Genomic DNA, 15,665 nt, shown 5'->3' with positions numbered 1-15,665 from the left:
GTCAGACAATCCTACCCTTCATGCCTGAAAACACTACCGATTTACCTCCTTTTGTCCGTTCGTGGGCACAGCTCTACGCCATCGTCATTGGCTGTCTGGTGCTTGAAATGCTGTTGTTTTACGGTCTAATGCGCTGGCTATCATGAGTGTTCTTGACTGGGTGGTACTAACCGTTACCCTGGCTGGTATCATTCTCTATGGCATACTACGTAGCCGCGGGTCACGTAGCATGGACGATTATCTACTGGCTGGTCAGTCGTTGCCGTGGTATCACGTAGGGTTGTCGGTGATGGCTACACAGGCCAGTGCCATTACGTTCCTGTCGACGCCGGGGCAGGGTTTTGCCGATGGAATGCGGTTTGTTCAATTCTACTTCGGACTGCCGCTGGCGATGGTTGTGCTATCTGTTACGTTCGTACCGATTTTTCATCGACTGAAGGTATTTACAGCCTACGAATTTCTGGAAGACCGGTTCGATGCCCGCGTCCGAACCCTTACAGCGGGGCTTTTCTTACTCCAACGCGGTTTATCGACGGGCTTGTCGATTTACGCTCCGGCTATCATTCTCTCGACGATTCTGGGCTGGAATATTTACCTGACCAATCTGCTGATGGGCGGTATCGTGCTGATTTACACCGTTACGGGCGGCACCAAAGCCATCTCGCATACGCATCTTCAGCAAATGGTGATTATTACGTTAGCGATGGGGATAGCCGGCTATTTGACTGTGAAGTTGCTACCCGAAGGAATTGGCTTTGTCGATGCGCTGCACGTAGCGGGTAAGGCTGGTCGCGTAAATCTGATTGATCTGAAATTCGACCCCAACAGTCGATACAACATCTGGTCGGGGCTGATTGGCGGCTTTTTTCTGCAACTATCCTATTTCGGTACCGACCAGTCGCAGGTGGGGCGCTATCTGACGGGCGAAACCATTGGGCAAAGTCGGCTGGGTTTACTGATGAATGGGCTGCTGAAAGTGCCGATGCAGTTTCTGATTTTGCTGGTTGGCGTGCTGGTGTTTGTGTTTTACCAGTTCAATCCATCACCCACGTTTTTTAACAAGCAGGAAACGGATCGACTGAAAGCAAGCCCTTACGCCCGGCAGTATCAACTCGCTGAAATCAAGCACCAGAACCTCACCACGCAACGTCAGAAAGCGGTGATCGATATGCAGGCCGCTCTTAAGACCGACGATGAAGCCGCGCAGAACGTAGCAAGTAATACGTTGCACGAAACGGACGATGCCCTGAAAACGGTGAAAGCCGACGTAGCGAAGCTTATTAAACAAAACAACCCTGCCGCCGACACCAACGACGTCAATTACATTTTTCTGCGCTTCGTGCTTGACTACCTCCCGCATGGACTGATTGGTCTACTCATTGCCGTCATCTTTATTGCGTCGATGGGGTCGATTGCGTCGGCTTACAACTCACTGGCATCAACCACCGTAGTTGATGTGTATAAACGATTGATTAACAGCAAGTGCAGTGATACGCAGTACGTAGCAATATCACGCTGGTCGACCATTGGCTGGGGGATTTTCTGCATTGTGGTGGCTCAGTTTGCCAATCAGCTGGGCAGTATGATCGAAGCCGTGAATATCCTGGGGTCGTTGTTTTACGGAGTGATTCTGGGTGTTTTTGTAGTGGCTTTCTACGTCAAATCCATTGGCGGAGGTGCTACGTTCTGGGCTGCCATTATTGCCGAAGTTTTGGTTGTTGCGAGCTGGTATTTTGATCTGACGGCTTTTCTCTGGCTGAACGTAATCGGCTGTCTGCTGGTCGTTGGCATTGCCTGGATTCTCCAACGCACGATTTATCGGTAACTTTTGGTGTGCTATACTACGTTAGTGACTTTCTGGCTAGCAATTTGGTATCCCGATTGTAGAAAATCGTACATTTAAGCGATAACCTCACATCCATGACAACAGGACTGATTTTTTCGTCAAAACGACCAATTGTATACTGGAATCTGAGACGGCAGGTCATCGCTGAATTTAGGGAGGAACTACGCGGGACAGCCGGCTGGAAACGGGAATGGATTCGGTGGAAACGAGGTATGGCGCTTGAGATACGGTACAACGAACTTCTGTTTGCAGAAAAGAAAGGACGTGTCCCAACCCATTCTCACTGAACCAGGTCTTTCCAGATATGAAAAAGCTAAACTTTTTGCTTCTGTTAGTCGTATGTGCGTGCCAGGAACAGGGACCTAACTGCGAAGAAACGACCAATCAACGAACAACGGATCAAACAGCCGGTCTGGTTGTCAGCATGCTGGACGACAGGTATTTGGCTTACGATACGAAGCAGGGCGAAGATTTAGGGCGCTTTGGTATTAAAATTACGGATGCCCAACAATACCGACGGGTGTTTTCATACTGCTGCGAAAACCGACTGGACAGCGTTGATTTCGCTCAGTTCGATGTACTTGGTTTAACAACGGTGAATCTGGGGAGTAACAGCACTTATCTGCTCGACGTAAAGCGCGATGATGCGGCTAAAAAGATCGTATATACCGTAACCGAACGTTACTGCCAAAAAGCTTCGCCATTTGATGGTCGGGGAAATTTTGTGGTGGTACCTAAACTACCGACAGCCTATCAGGTTGAATACGTTCGGAATCAGTAGGTTTAGTTCAGGCTGAAAAATGGTTGCATCTTTCCGGATTTACCCAATATTTTGGGCAACGTTAAGACGGGCTTGCTTACACCTTTCGAAAAACTGATTAATCTATAATACAGTCTATTACCTGAAAAAGCCAGTCGGAATCATGCGTTCCCGACTGGCTTTTTCAGGTAATAAAATCATGTATCAATTACGCTTTTTATGGCCATACATTATTTACAAGCTCAGCCTATCCATTGAGTGGCTTCGACCAGTTGAAAATATTATTTGTATATATAGATTTCTTATATATTTTTGTTTAAAATTTACCATTGTTATTAATACAACCAATGGATTCAGCAAATCAGGAGTTTCTACGGGGAACATTGAAGACAATCGTCCTTCGGTTATTGGCTCAACAGGGGCGCATGTACGGTTATGAAATCACTCAGGCCGTTGAAGAACGTACCGGAGGTGAACTGACACTTACTTTTGGGGCACTATATCCGGTTCTTCATAAACTTGAGGAAGAAGGCCTGCTGATTACGCAGAGCCAGGAAGTTGATGGACGACTACGTAAATACTACCTGCTTACACAGATGGGTAGTGAAACGGCGCTCCGGAAACTGGGTGATTTTGAGCGTTTTGTTTACCTGATGAGGTTGCTCATCAGTCCTGCACCGAATGTAGCTTTAGGCCAATAAGGCCTCACAATTCTCTCTTCAATAAACAATTTACTGAGTTATGACCAAGCTATCTCGCGCCCAGCTTGATACAGTAGCGCATCAAATCCAGCAAAATGAGCCGGTTCAGGCTTTACAAGCCGAATTAGTCGACCATATTGCCTCCATGATAGAGCAAAAGATGGAGCAGGGATTAATCTTCCCGGACGCTTTCAATCTGATCATGAAACAGGCTAATCCGCAGGCGCTGGACCAATTGAAACAGCTTTATTCGCGGGAGTTTATGGCAAACCCCTCGTCTGCTACGTTGACGGCCTCGCGGATGCGGTTACGCTCGCAACGGCGTACATCTCCCCAGCCTTTTCAGTACATGCTTCTTCCGAGCGGACTCGTCATGTTGATTTTGATGGTTTTTTTCGGGCTGGTCAGCCGCCCCTTTTCTGTGCCAATCGGTACGTTCCAGGTTGTTTCGGTAGTAGGGGTAGCGGGGCTGATGGCCGTCATAGCTGTTCGGTGGTGGACGACTCGACGGCTCCGTAAACCGAAGCGATTACTGACAGCCTGACCCCGCGTTTATTGATAAACGTATTAATTCTTTTCTGCCCTAATTCTCTTTTCCGATGATTATTCACTACCTCACAGTGGCCAGGCGTCACCTGTGGCAACATTGGCATGTCAATTTGATTAGCCTGTTGGGGCTGGCGGTGGGACTCACCAGTGGCCTGATCATTTTTTTGGTAGTCAATTACATGTTCAGCTTTGACCGTTACCACCCTCATCTGGAACGTTCCTACTGGATTGTTACCGACATCAAACGCGAAAAAACTCAGCCGACTGATGCTGCTCCCCGCCCCCTGGCCGATGTACTCCGACGCGATTATGCGTTTGTGGAGACTGCCGTTCGACTGGAAACGTTCTTTGGGCGGGTTTTGAGCGTATCGAACGGGAAAGGCGGTTGGGTTAAAAAATTCGCGGAGGCACGTACCGTTTGTTTTACGGAGCCTCAATACTTCGAGATGTTTGGTGTGGAGTGGGTAAGCGGGAATCCAAAAACTGCTCTGGCGGCTCCGAACTCAATTGTACTCAGCGAACGCTACGTCCACAAATATTTCGATACGTCTCCCGCTATGGGGCGGACGATACGTTTAGACAATCGAACCGATCTAACAGTTACGGGAATTGTCAAGGACCCGCCCGCCAACACCCAGCTTCGGTACGATGCGTTCGTGTCTTATGCCACTATCCCGGTTCTGGAAGGACCGACCGCGTTGACCGACTGGCAGGGCTTGCAAGCCATGTGTTTCGTGCGGTTGCGAGAAGGTGTCGATCCAAACTTGCTACGTCGGAGTTTGCCAGTTATTCAACGTAGCAACCTCCCACCGCAGGAAGCCAATCATTTCGACTATCAGGCTTTGCCACTGTCTGAGCTTAATCACGAACGTAGTGGTACGGCTCCCCGGCCTATTCTTTACGCCTTAATTGGTGTAGGTGTGTTACTGGTGCTGGCAGGCTGCATCAATTTTATTAATCTGGCTACGGCAAGGGCACTCAAACGGGCGAAGGAGGTTGGCGTTCGCAAAGTGATGGGCAGTTCGCGCTGGCAACTGGTTGGGCAGTTTATGCTGGAAACGGCCTTATTGGTACTACTATCCATGTTTGTGACACTTGTACTAACTCAACTGAGCTTGCCTTGGATTAATCAGATCCTGGCCGCTAACATTGAAATGCTACGTCCCGATCTGTCCATTTTCGATATAATTTATCGACAGGCTTCAGGTTGGTTTCTGGGACTGATCGTCGGCGTTATTATCCTTTCAGGGTTGTATCCGGCGTTTGTGCTGGCGCGCTTCAATCCGGCAAAGGCATTTGCCAGCCAATCAACGGGGCGGATTACCGGCAGATTAACGGTGCGGCAGGGGCTCGTTTTATGGCAGTTTGTCTTGATGCAGTTTTTCATCCTGAGCGTATTGGTCATTACGTTCCAACTTCGGCACATGCATCAAACGGTATGGGGTTTTCACCACGAATCGACACTCGCCATCTTCCTGCCACAGCAGGGAAATTCCCCTCTTTCGAACTTACGCGAGCAATGGTTGCAGGTGCCGGGTGTCGAGCAGGTGGCTTTCGGTAGTGATATGCCTGCGTCGCCCTATAATCATCCCAGTCCGTTTAGCTTCCATAAATCTACTGAGCCTGAATCATTTGAAACACGAGTGCGGGCGATCGATGAACACTACGTATCGGCGTTCGATTTGTCGCTGGTGGCGGGCCGAAACGTCCGATCCATTGACACGTCTGGACGCGAAGTGTTGGTCAATGAAACGCTGGTGAAGCAGTTAGGCATTTCGTCGCCGACTGCAATAGTGGGTAAGCCTATCCGGGTTAAAGATGCCGAGCGGATTGTTGTCGGTGTCGTACAGGACTTTCGAAGCGGAGATTTGCACCAGCCTGTTTTACCTGTAACGCTGATTCATGATCTTCCACACAGCCGGGTTGCCCTGCTACGTCTGAATCCAACACAGTCCGATCAAACCCGTCAAGCCATTCAGCAAGTATGGGATAAGGTGTTGCCAGATCAGGTCTATCACGCCAAAGACTTAACCGATTTGATGCAAAGTTTTACGGAATTCGAACGATTATTGGCCGGATTGGTTCAGGCGTTTGCCTTTGTAGCGATTGGGCTAAGCTGCTTAGGGTTGTACGGGTTGGTTACGTTCTTAAGCGAAGCTAAAGCGAAAGAAATTGGGGTTCGTCGAGTCCTGGGCGCTCGTACAGCGCAACTGCTTTGGTTACTGGGTCGGGAGTTCGGAAAACTGCTTGGTTTAGGATTTCTACTAGCAGCACCGGTAGGAGCATGGTTGCTGTCTGGTTGGTTGCAACAGTATGCGTATCGAATATCGGTAAACGGCTGGTTACTGGCGGGAACTCTATTGCTAACGTTACTAATAACTGCGCTGACAGTTGCACGTCAAGCGTTGAAAACCGCTCGAATCAATCCAGTTAATTACTTAAAAAGTGAGTAATCAGGCGCTACGTATTCCTGCTAGTAATGCCCTGATGTACTATTCCTTTATGAAGCACAAACCCGCCAATGAAATCCATATTTCATTGGCGGGTTTGCGTAAAAAGATGTCCGCAACGTAGCGGCTACGCTTTTTTCTTGCCTTTTCCGGCTTTCACATCAGGCACAGCGGCTGGAACTTTGGACGTGTATTCCGTGATGCTTTTTTGTATAGCATCCTTAAAGAACGGAAATATCTGGTCGTTTGACGCCTGACCCACAGAAAGTGCTTTCTGAGCTAACGGAGCTGCTTCTGCGTATTTACCCATTTTCGCCAGAATCTGCGATTTCACGTAGAGGTTCCGGTAGGTTTCCTGCTTGGCAATCGACTTGTCAATCCAAGTCAGCGATTGATCCAGATTACGCCCTTTTGATACGTTGTAGCTGGCTGCGGCCATCAAAACGGCGGCATCGTCGGGCTTCTCGGCTACGGCTTTGTCGACATTGGCAGCTGAGTTAGCGTTTACGTCTACACGCAGGTCAGCCGACGCTTTCACGTTCGCCCACATAAAATTTAATTTGGCGGTGCTGTCGGTCAAATCGCTGAAACCGATGGTGAACGTCTCCACTTTTTCTGGCAGTTCGGCCGGAGTGAGGTTCACACGTAGCGCGTCTTCTTCCTGCTTGTACGTCGCTTCAGTAGTTTCTTTATTCTTGCTGAAAATCAACGTAGCGTTACCATCCTGCGGAATCGATAAAACAGCGTACGAACCGGCTGCAAGCTTCTTGCCGCCTACCATTAGGTCGGTGGACGTAGTAAGCATTGTAGGCGAATTGGCACCAGTACGCCACACTTTTCCCAGCGGAACAAATGAATCGGTGAAAGGTTGACGACCTTTTAGGCTAGGCCGTGAATACGTAACGGTGATGTCGGTGGTGCCAATGGTTTGCATAACCGAAGCACCGGGGCTAGGCGAAGGTAGTTTAATTTGAGCCGTCGCTAATTGGGCAACTAAACAAAGCGTAGCAGCCGTCAGGGATAATTTGTGCATAATAGTCTATAGACTTATGAAATTTGACGGCAAATTGCGGCTTTTTACAGACAAACTCAAGGTTATTACAATTAACAATACGCAATAGCTGTTTTGCTTACTTCTAAACTGCTATTGGATGAATAAACTGGAGTTCGTACCTCATAAATTATTTCTTTTTCGTGCATCGTCAACTTCTGCTTCAACTGCTACGTCAACACCAGCCTGCTGATTCGAATGAACAGGCTATGAATCAGGCTACTATCTCATTTGTTGAACAACATTCGGACTGTTTCGAACGGTCATTACTCATTGGTCACATTACAGGCTCAGCCTGGATTGTAAGCCCCGACCGCCAGCAGACACTTCTGATTCATCATCGGAAACTAGATAGATGGTTGCAACCCGGTGGCCATGCCGACGGCGATCCCGACGTAGCAGCGGTTGCCCTGCGCGAAGCTCAGGAAGAAACCGGATTAACCTCGTTACGCCTGGTGTCGTCGGCTATTTATGATGTAGATATACACCCAATTCCGGCCCGGAACGATGTTCCCGAACATCTTCATTATGATATCCGATTTTTACTTGAGGCAGACCCTGAAGAGCCGTTTGGCAAATCTGATGAAATTAAGAATATTCAATGGTTTTCAATGGAAAAGGCCAAAACAATAGCCGATTCTGAATCAATTCTCAGACTTGTAGTAAAAAAATAAGAAAAACTATAAACATAGTAGCTATTTTAATTGTTTTTTAATCTGACAAATGCATAGATTTGCCTTACAACAAAACCATAGATACAGTTATGAAAGCGTTCACCTTATTGCTGGCGGGTGCTGGCTTGCTGGTCGCATCGCAGCAAGTATATTCTCAGGATGAAGGAGGGAAAAAGCCCTTGTATAATCCGATGTATTCGACCCACAATTATAAACATCCCAATATGGCTAAAGCTGCCAACCGTTGGGAGAAAAAATCAGGGGTAGCGGTGCAGACACCGGCGCCGGGTGCAGCCCAACTGGCGAATTATAAAACCCAGATGCCGATGGCTGAACCCGTTGGTGGTATCACTGTCGAGCATACGCCGTCGAGCAATCTGAACGACCGTAATTATAAAATTCAACGGCTGAGCGAACCACAACCACTCGGACCACCCAGCGAATACTACGTGAAGAAGCCAAAACGTAAAGCCGACGGCTCTGTTGTGGGGGAATAGTTTTAAAATGAATAATGCTCAATGTCTACTGAATAATTGCCATTCACACCGGCATTATTCAGTAGACATTGAGCATTATTCATTCAAAGTTACTCGCTCTTAGCGGTTCCCTCAACCGCACTTTTGGGCATTGTACTCTCGTAAAGAGCGTTGAAAATCAGCTTATACGTACCACGAGGCTGCCCCCGGAACTGTGGGCTAAAGCCAAACATGATAATGTTCCCTTTCCCCTGCTGCACACGTAGCACGGCGGGTTTACCGGCAATGTATTTGTCTTCGTTTAAGGCCCAGCCACTCATCAATAAATCTTTTTTGGCGTAGCTGGCAATCACTTCTACTTTCGGATCGGGAGCAGTTTTCGTCTCTTCCCGACCGCCTTCGCCCTCGCGAACCTGACGTATCACGTCAAAAGCCCGGCTGTTCGAAAACGCAGCCGCGGCTTCGGGCTGCATACCGTAAGCCAGTGAATGTTTCGTGTCAATTGTGGTACGTATCAGCGAACCGGGAATATAAAATTGCTGACTCGACAGACCTTCTGTTACGTTCCTGACAGGCAGACCGAATAGTTCGATAGCGAAATCACTGGCTCCATCGAACGTAACGAGTGTGCCGCCATTGGCAACGTACTGTTGGAGAGCCATCGTGCCTCCCAGACCAAGTCCGCCGGTGTATTGTGCGGGCATAGTGTTCGGTGCATGACCGTTCAAAATACGCTTCACTTCCTGGTCAGGAATGATGATCGCGCTATAGGTCGACAAGTCTTTTTTGGCTATGTCAGCGTCATGCAACGTATCGATGGGGAAACTGTATTGTTCCATCAGCCAGCGCGTCCAGCCTTCGTCCATGTTAGCCACCCACGATTTATAAAGGCCAATTTTTGGAAGCTTGAGCGGTTTCGTTGCTGCTGTTGGTTTGCTGGCAACGGACGTAAAGCTGATTCCTAATTCTTTGGCCAGTTTCTGCACACGAGCTTCAGTCGACGCACCTTTTTCAATAAGAAAACTTCCTGATTCAGAAGGAATTACCGATACGTTCTCGCCATCTTTTAACAAACGATTAACGGCCATTACGCTGGCATTCTGGTTGCGCGAAAGCATATATCCGTAACCTGCACTGGCCGCTACGTCTCCACTAACCACCGGTGCGAGGCCGCTAATCAATGCCGCATCCGCTTTGAACGTGCTGCTGATACGTGCCACTTTTACGCCCATCTGCATGGGTAACGTCCAGCCAGCCAGATCGTAGGGTGGGATGGGAGGACCTCCGGGATACAGGCGCTGGTTAGGGTGGACCTGCTTCTCCATCAAATCCACTACGTAGGGGCTGAATGCCTGACCGCCGTAAATAATGTAAGCACCTGCCTGATACGTTTCGTTGTTCGCCTGGAACGACTGTGTAGCCCGATGTACTTCCACGCCACTTTGCCGGAACATATTTACCAGGTTCAACGCTTCGCTCTTGTCCCATTGATCAGTGGGAATCACATAGGCGAAAGGCTTCGTTTTGCCAGCGGATTCGATGGCATCGCGACCCATTACGTAAATGTTGTAGAGAAATTCTTCGCGTTTATCGGCCGCCAAAACCAACGTCGCCATCGACGCTTCTTCCATATAATTCACCGCATCGCGGAAACGCGATTGACCACCTTTCCAGGGATCGGCGTAGAAAATATCGGTGCCGCCGGTTGACGCTGTTACGCCTACGCCCACCGTTTTCGGCAGCGAATCAGGCGGGTAGAAGCGGGGTGATGGGGTGGCATGGGCTGTTTCGGTCAAAATGCCAATCTGGTTATGGTAATACGGAACCGTCCGCATACCGCCGTTCCACCACATACTAAAACGTAGTTGCGCTACCACACCCGGCATTTTTTTAATGGCGAAACGGCTTGCCATAGCCGTACCGACCAGATTGACGCCCGCCGTTACGCCAGGGTGAATCTGTGGATTAACGGGATTGGCGAACGGCGGAATAAAAATACGCGTCCAGGCAGGAGAAGTCTGGTGGTGGTTGTATACAATCTGCGGATACCACTGGTTGTATAGTACGTTCGAAATGGCTTTTGTTTCAACCATGTTGTTGGTGAACCAGTCGCGGTTGTTGTCGTGACCAACGTAGTGATGATAGAGCCACGGTGGTTGGGTGGTTTCGAAGGGCGTACCGAGGTTGCCGTTGTACCAGTCGGCTACGATGTCAAGGCCGTCGGGGTTCATCTCTACCATGAGCAACGCCACTACCTGATCGCGGATTTTTTTCATTTCCGACGATTCTTCGGTAGCCATGCGGTAGGCGAGTTCGGGCATCATTTGGGCCGACGCTACCTCCGATGCGTGCATCCCGGCGTCAATCCAGATGATAGCTTTGCCCGATGCTGCGAGCCCACGAGCTGTCTTATCATCAATCTTTGCTCTGGAAAGCTGTTCGCTGATGGTGCGCCACTTTTCCAGTTGCTTCATATTGGCTTCACTCGACACCATGAGTAGCAAAAGCGGTTTCCCCAATGTTGATTTGCCAATGTTGACCATCTGTACGCGCGGGCTGGCCTTATCTAGTTTCTGATAGTAGTCTATCAGCATTTTCGTGTTTGCCAGTTTGTAATCGGCACCGGGTTCAAAGCCGAAAACATCGGCTGGTTTGGGTACCTGAGCCAGGGCCATTGTTCCAGCTACTAAGGTTGCCAGAAGCAGACTGCTTCGAAAAATGGCCATTTTGGGAATAGAAAGTTTCATGAAAGAGGAGGTTAGATTGGAGAATTTGTCATTCTGACGAAGGAAGAATTTTAAGGTTTCTTTATTCGCTAGTAAGGATATATGTAAGATTCTTCCTTCGTCAGAATGACAAAAAAAATGTAGTTAATTCGCGGTTCCGGCTTCAGATAAGAGAACCAGCAGAATTCGTTGCAGACCCAGTACGCCCTTGTCATTGATCCACCATTCGCGGAGGGAGTGCGCGTTACCACCTGTACCACCGCTACCAATTGTGACAGCCGGAATGCCTTTGGCAATAGGAATGTTGGCGTTGGTAGAACCGACGCGCAGTTTGGGTTCACCTTGTAGGTATTTGGAAACCGCCATAGCCCGCTGCACCAGCGGAATCGTCGGTTCGATACGTCCCGATGGCCGGTCACCAACCAGCTTTACCTCGACGGTCAGATCGGGGCCGCTACGTTTCATGGCGTTTTCTTCTTTCAAAGCCCGTTGAACAGCGGCCTGCAAAAGCTTATCAACACCAGCGAGTTTTTCTTTGCTTTCCGACCGCATATCAACTTCCATCCACGATTCATAGGGAATAGCGTTGATCGACGTACCTCCGCCAATGACGCTCACGCTGTAAGTCGTTTTTACACCTTCGCGGGTGAATTTGTCGGCGTCTGTGGTGAAGTAATTAATTGCTTTGCCTAGTGCACCGTGGGGATTCACGATGCCAAAAGCACCATACGAGTGTCCACCCGGCCCTTTGAACGTAATACGATAGCGGTGCGAGCCTAGCCCCCGGTGAGTGATGGTTTCAATACCGTGTCCATCGACGGCGATATACGAATCGACTTTTGGGCTACCATCACGTAGCAGGTGTTTTACACCACGCAGGTCACCGAGTCCTTCTTCGCCAACGGCACCCACGAACAATACGTCGGCTTCGGTTTCAATCTTCGCTTTTTCCAGCCCCTTCAAAACGGCTAGTACGGCGGTCAGACCGCGTGTATCGTCGCCTACGCCTGGAGCGTATAACGTATCACCTTTGGTTTTGATTTTCACGTCAGTTCCCGCCGGGAAAACCGTGTCGAGGTGCGCTTCAACCACCACCGTTTTTTTGCCGGACTTTCCCTTGCGTTTGGCGATTACGTTGTTGACTTCATCAATCCAGACCGAATCGGCGCCAGCTTCTTTCATCATGGCCGCGTATTTTTTAGATCGCTCGGCTTCCTTAAATGGGGGCGATGCAATTTCCGTCAGCGTATAAAGATCCTGTTTGGTTTGCGGTTCCAGGTCGTTGAAGATTTTAAACGCAGACTGAACCGCTGGTTTTTGGGCTAACGTACTGATTTCGGTTTCGTACCGCTTGTCGATGGGAACTACCTTTTTCGATTCTTCGTCCGCTTCTTCTTCCTGAGCAAACAGTCTGGTAGCCGTTAGCAACAAAGGAGCAACGAAAGCGACTTTTACAAGTTGATTCATAGTTAAGAAAATTTGAAGCGGTTGCTACGTACCTTTTCGTTTAGAATCGCTACGTAACAACCGCTTCACTACGTTTAAGAACTGGATTTGCGATTATTCTTCACTTACTACGTCAGTGCCTTGCGAACCGCTTCTACCCGTGTTGTAAAGCTGGTTGAACAGGAACTTGAAGGTTCCCTGCGCCTGCGCCCGGAAGGTGATTTCGGGGCCAAAGGCATAGAATTTACCCGCGCCAACCGGAGCCATGAAAGCAGCTACGCCATCCTGCAGATACGACTGACCCCACGCCCAACCGGAACGTAGCGGCTTGTCGGTATCGAACCAGGCGAGTGGTATTACAGTACCTTTAGCAATGGCTTCGGGCGATAGTTTGAAAACCGGGCTGGCATCGAAATACACATCAGTTTGCTTCGACAGACCCCACGTAGCATGTTGCGTCGAATCGAGCGTAACACGTAGTACGCTGCCGGGAATGTAGTATTTCTCACCAGGCAGCGGGCGCTCTTTACCAGCAGTGGTCATTTCGGTCAGAGCGCTCTTAACGGGCAGACCAAGATGGTACGCTAGATTCGTACTGGAACCGATAGTCAATACTGTCCCGCCTGCTTCGAGGAAGGTTTTTATCTGCGGAATCGACTTGGTAGCAGTAATCTTGCCCAATAACGGACGGTATTCAGCCGGTGTAGTTTCCTCTTTCGGCTCCCGTTCCATCGCGCTGAAAATGTCTTCATCCCGACCGCCAACCGGAGGAATCGCACGGGTTACGAACACGATCACATCATATTTTTTCTTCAGATCACCAGCGTCGATGTCCTGCGGGAAAATAACTTTCATTGGGAAATGGTATTGTTCCATCAGCCAACGTACCCAGCCCGACGGCATCGATCCGCCATACGTATCCCAAAGCGCAATACGCATCGGCGACACTTTAATCATCGACGTAGTAGGCTTTTTAGCTACGCCCATCACTTCCAGACCAAGGTCTTTAGCTGATTTGTCGAGCAACGATTTCGCTTTTGCCGAAGCGGGAACGTAGAACGAACCCGCTTCTACCGTCGATTTTCCACCTGTTCCATTTGGTAACCGGAACACGTCGACACCCGATGCCAGCAGGTCATTCACGGCAATAAACGAGTTGTTTGCCTTGGCGCTCAATACGTAGCCAGCGCCAGCCGCACCATTAATATGGCCTTCTGGCGACTGAAGTTCACCAATTGGAAGCTTCTTGAATGGGCCATCGAAGCCATCCAGAATCCGGTCGAATTTTACGTTCATGGTGTACGCTAACGTCCAGCCAGCTGCATCATACGGACGTACCGGCGGGCCACCTGGGTACTGGAAATCGTTAGGGTGATCCTGCGGCTCAAACATGTCCAGAATGTGCGGACGGAAGGCTTGATCAGTTTTCACTACGTAGGAACCGGCCGAATATTTTTTACCTGCAACCGTGAAATCGGCGGTAGCCTGCTGAATCTGCACACCGGTACGTATCAGGGCGTTGATGAACTTGGTAGCTGTTGCAAAATCAGGCTGATTGATTGGGATGATAAAACCACGTGGATCACGTAGCACCGGCGCTTTCATGATGGTGTCGTAATATTTCATTGGCATACCACCACCGCGAGGAACAAAGCCATATTGAGCCAGCGCTGCGTTAGTTGGTACGTTAGGCTTTTTGGGATCGTTCTGGAAAGCCTGCGTAATGGCGTCGATTTTCTTCGGCGACAAACCCCAGAAATCTTTACTACCGCGCTCAATCGAGTTTTTACCCATGCGGTAAATGTTGAACAACACCTCATCGCGGTAGCGGGCTGCATAGCCCAGCACAGCGTAGTTCAGCGAAACCGAGTAATCAATAGATTGCTTGAAGTACCACTTCTGAGGTAATACTGGAAATGGTGTATTGCCATTGGGAATCAGGTATTTAGATACAACAGGAATGTCTTCTGGTGTTGGGCCACCGATGATTTCGGTCAGCAAACCAATCATGTTGTGAAAGTGCGTCGTGGTACGTAGACCGCCGTTATACCAGGTCGAGAAAACTGAGCCACCAAGGCGTGTAAAGCCCGGTTTGTTCTCCGAGTTTAGTCGGTTGATCATAGCCGCTCCCAGCGCGTCAATTCCCGTAATCATCAGTGGGTCAAATACGTAGTTGAACGGATCGCGGTAGGGTGGGCCTGCCAGCACCGACCCAGCCGGACCGCGCTGGTGGTGGTTATACATAATCTGCGGAATCCATTCGACGAACAGTTGCTTACCCATGTTCTGGGTTTCCTTCATATTCATGATAAAGAAATCGCGGTTGTTGTCGTGGCCGACGTATTTCTGATACAGCTTGGGCAGGTTATCGAGTACGCGCTTGTTGGCAGTCTGCTCGCGCATGTACCAGTTGGTCACGATTTCCTGTCCATCAGGATTAGCGTGAGTAAGCAGGATAACGTCCTGATCCAGAATACGCATCGTTTCGGGATCTTTCCGGCTCGTCAGCTGATAGACGGTTTCGATGAGCTGCATCGTACCAACGGTTTCGGTTGCGTGCAGGCCACCATCAATCCAGACAATGGCTTTGCCTTCGTTCGCCAGCGCATGAGCCTGTTCATCGCTAAGCCCTTCGGCGCGGGCCAGTTTCGTCGAAATCTCTTTGTAACGATCTAGTTTCTTGATGTTTTCGGGCGACGATACAATCAGCATTAACTGATGCCGACCTTCTTCAGTCAGGCCAATATCGACCAGTTTAACCCGGTCGGAGGCAGCAGCGACTTTTCGGAAATAAGCCTCGGTCTGGGTATACGTAGCGAGTTGATAATCATCGCCAATGTTGAACCCAAAATGCTCCTTGGGAGAGGGAATCGTCTGGGCAAACGTAGTGCTTACGCCCATCAGCAGCCCTGCAAAGAGCGAGTACGGAGAATAACGCATTTGTTAGCAGTTAGTTGAGGTTAATTATTGTAATAGAATGAGTAAG

13 protein-coding genes are annotated in these 15,665 nt (G+C 49.4%); 9 read left to right on the top strand and 4 right to left on the bottom strand.

The window, feature by feature from the left end; all coding sequences use genetic code 11:
- The first annotated feature begins 20 nt into the window (after window positions 1-20).
- The 7 genes from IC229_RS35785 to IC229_RS22755 all read left to right on the top strand — a co-directional run bounded on the left by IC229_RS35785 (window position 21) and on the right by IC229_RS22755 (window position 6,309).
- The gene (locus IC229_RS35785; RefSeq protein ID WP_262893404.1) at window positions 21-146 is read left to right on the top strand and encodes a hypothetical protein; all 126 of its coding nucleotides are present in this window, start codon (window positions 21-23) and stop codon (window positions 144-146) included.
- Window positions 143-1,825 (top strand): sodium:solute symporter, encoded by a 1,683-nt coding sequence (locus tag IC229_RS22780; RefSeq protein WP_190889333.1) that lies wholly within the window; start codon window positions 143-145, stop codon window positions 1,823-1,825. The genes IC229_RS35785 and IC229_RS22780 overlap by 4 nt, the downstream gene beginning before the upstream one ends.
- 95 nt (window positions 1,826-1,920) lie before the next feature.
- Window positions 1,921-2,133: a hypothetical protein gene (locus IC229_RS22775; RefSeq protein ID WP_190889332.1), complete on the top strand. Its 213-nt coding sequence runs from the start codon at window positions 1,921-1,923 to the stop codon at window positions 2,131-2,133.
- Window positions 2,134-2,150: 17 nt separating this feature from the next.
- Window positions 2,151-2,627, top strand: a complete 477-nt coding sequence (locus tag IC229_RS22770; protein ID WP_190889331.1) for a hypothetical protein — start codon at window positions 2,151-2,153, stop codon at window positions 2,625-2,627.
- A gap of 326 nt (window positions 2,628-2,953) precedes the next feature.
- Entirely contained in the window at window positions 2,954-3,307 is a 354-nt protein-coding gene (locus tag IC229_RS22765; RefSeq protein ID WP_190889330.1) for a PadR family transcriptional regulator, read from the top strand.
- A 40-nt stretch (window positions 3,308-3,347) separates the two neighbouring features.
- Window positions 3,348-3,851, top strand: coding sequence for a hypothetical protein (locus tag IC229_RS22760; RefSeq protein WP_190889329.1), 504 nt, complete (start codon window positions 3,348-3,350; stop codon window positions 3,849-3,851).
- 55 nt (window positions 3,852-3,906) lie between these two features.
- Complete coding sequence (locus tag IC229_RS22755; protein WP_190889328.1) at window positions 3,907-6,309, top strand: ABC transporter permease; 2,403 nt, start codon at window positions 3,907-3,909, stop codon at window positions 6,307-6,309.
- Window positions 6,310-6,433: 124 nt separating this feature from the next.
- Here the strand turns inward: IC229_RS22755 and IC229_RS22750 are convergent, their stop codons facing one another.
- Window positions 6,434-7,339 (bottom strand): DUF2911 domain-containing protein, encoded by a 906-nt coding sequence (locus IC229_RS22750; protein ID WP_190889327.1) that lies wholly within the window; start codon window positions 7,337-7,339, stop codon window positions 6,434-6,436.
- A 161-nt stretch (window positions 7,340-7,500) separates the two neighbouring features.
- Here IC229_RS22750 and IC229_RS22745 point away from each other — a divergent pair, with 161 nt between their 5' ends.
- Together IC229_RS22745 and IC229_RS22740 are read left to right on the top strand one after the other, a co-directional pair.
- Complete coding sequence (locus tag IC229_RS22745) at window positions 7,501-8,031, top strand: NUDIX hydrolase (protein ID WP_190889326.1); 531 nt, start codon at window positions 7,501-7,503, stop codon at window positions 8,029-8,031.
- A gap of 89 nt (window positions 8,032-8,120) precedes the next feature.
- Window positions 8,121-8,528, top strand: coding sequence for a hypothetical protein (locus IC229_RS22740; protein WP_190889325.1), 408 nt, complete (start codon window positions 8,121-8,123; stop codon window positions 8,526-8,528).
- An 89-nt stretch (window positions 8,529-8,617) separates the two neighbouring features.
- Here the strand turns inward: IC229_RS22740 and IC229_RS22735 are convergent, their stop codons facing one another.
- The 3 genes from IC229_RS22735 to IC229_RS22725 all read right to left on the bottom strand — a co-directional run bounded on the left by IC229_RS22735 (window position 8,618) and on the right by IC229_RS22725 (window position 15,619).
- Window positions 8,618-11,254 (bottom strand): M14 family metallopeptidase, encoded by a 2,637-nt coding sequence (locus IC229_RS22735; RefSeq protein WP_190889324.1) that lies wholly within the window; start codon window positions 11,252-11,254, stop codon window positions 8,618-8,620.
- Between the two features lie 123 nt (window positions 11,255-11,377).
- Window positions 11,378-12,700 (bottom strand): M20/M25/M40 family metallo-hydrolase, encoded by a 1,323-nt coding sequence (locus IC229_RS22730; RefSeq protein WP_190889323.1) that lies wholly within the window; start codon window positions 12,698-12,700, stop codon window positions 11,378-11,380.
- A gap of 93 nt (window positions 12,701-12,793) precedes the next feature.
- Window positions 12,794-15,619, bottom strand: a complete 2,826-nt coding sequence (locus IC229_RS22725) for a M14 family metallopeptidase (RefSeq protein ID WP_190889322.1) — start codon at window positions 15,617-15,619, stop codon at window positions 12,794-12,796.
- Between the last annotated feature and the right edge of the window lie 46 nt (window positions 15,620-15,665).

This window comes from Spirosoma profusum (assembly GCF_014699005.1).
GTDB lineage: Bacteria > Bacteroidota > Bacteroidia > Cytophagales > Spirosomataceae > Spirosoma > Spirosoma profusum.
The sequence above is the reverse complement of the archived record's forward strand: the minus strand, read 5'-3'. Positions and strand labels throughout refer to the sequence as shown.

What these genes read in the sequence shown, in the direction of transcription:
- IC229_RS22735 (WP_190889324.1), bottom strand. Translation starts at nt 11,254, where the DNA reads ATGAAACTTTCTATTCCCAAAATGGCCATTTTTCGAAGCAGTCTGCTT.
- IC229_RS22755 (WP_190889328.1), top strand. Translation starts at nt 3,907, where the DNA reads ATGATTATTCACTACCTCACAGTGGCCAGGCGTCACCTGTGGCAACAT.
- IC229_RS22750 (WP_190889327.1), bottom strand. Translation starts at nt 7,339, where the DNA reads ATGCACAAATTATCCCTGACGGCTGCTACGCTTTGTTTAGTTGCCCAA.
- IC229_RS35785 (WP_262893404.1), top strand. Translation starts at nt 21, where the DNA reads ATGCCTGAAAACACTACCGATTTACCTCCTTTTGTCCGTTCGTGGGCA.
- IC229_RS22740 (WP_190889325.1), top strand. Translation starts at nt 8,121, where the DNA reads ATGAAAGCGTTCACCTTATTGCTGGCGGGTGCTGGCTTGCTGGTCGCA.
- IC229_RS22765 (WP_190889330.1), top strand. Translation starts at nt 2,954, where the DNA reads ATGGATTCAGCAAATCAGGAGTTTCTACGGGGAACATTGAAGACAATC.
- IC229_RS22725 (WP_190889322.1), bottom strand. Translation starts at nt 15,619, where the DNA reads ATGCGTTATTCTCCGTACTCGCTCTTTGCAGGGCTGCTGATGGGCGTA.
- IC229_RS22780 (WP_190889333.1), top strand. Translation starts at nt 143, where the DNA reads ATGAGTGTTCTTGACTGGGTGGTACTAACCGTTACCCTGGCTGGTATC.
- IC229_RS22770 (WP_190889331.1), top strand. Translation starts at nt 2,151, where the DNA reads ATGAAAAAGCTAAACTTTTTGCTTCTGTTAGTCGTATGTGCGTGCCAG.
- IC229_RS22760 (WP_190889329.1), top strand. Translation starts at nt 3,348, where the DNA reads ATGACCAAGCTATCTCGCGCCCAGCTTGATACAGTAGCGCATCAAATC.
- IC229_RS22730 (WP_190889323.1), bottom strand. Translation starts at nt 12,700, where the DNA reads ATGAATCAACTTGTAAAAGTCGCTTTCGTTGCTCCTTTGTTGCTAACG.
- IC229_RS22775 (WP_190889332.1), top strand. Translation starts at nt 1,921, where the DNA reads ATGACAACAGGACTGATTTTTTCGTCAAAACGACCAATTGTATACTGG.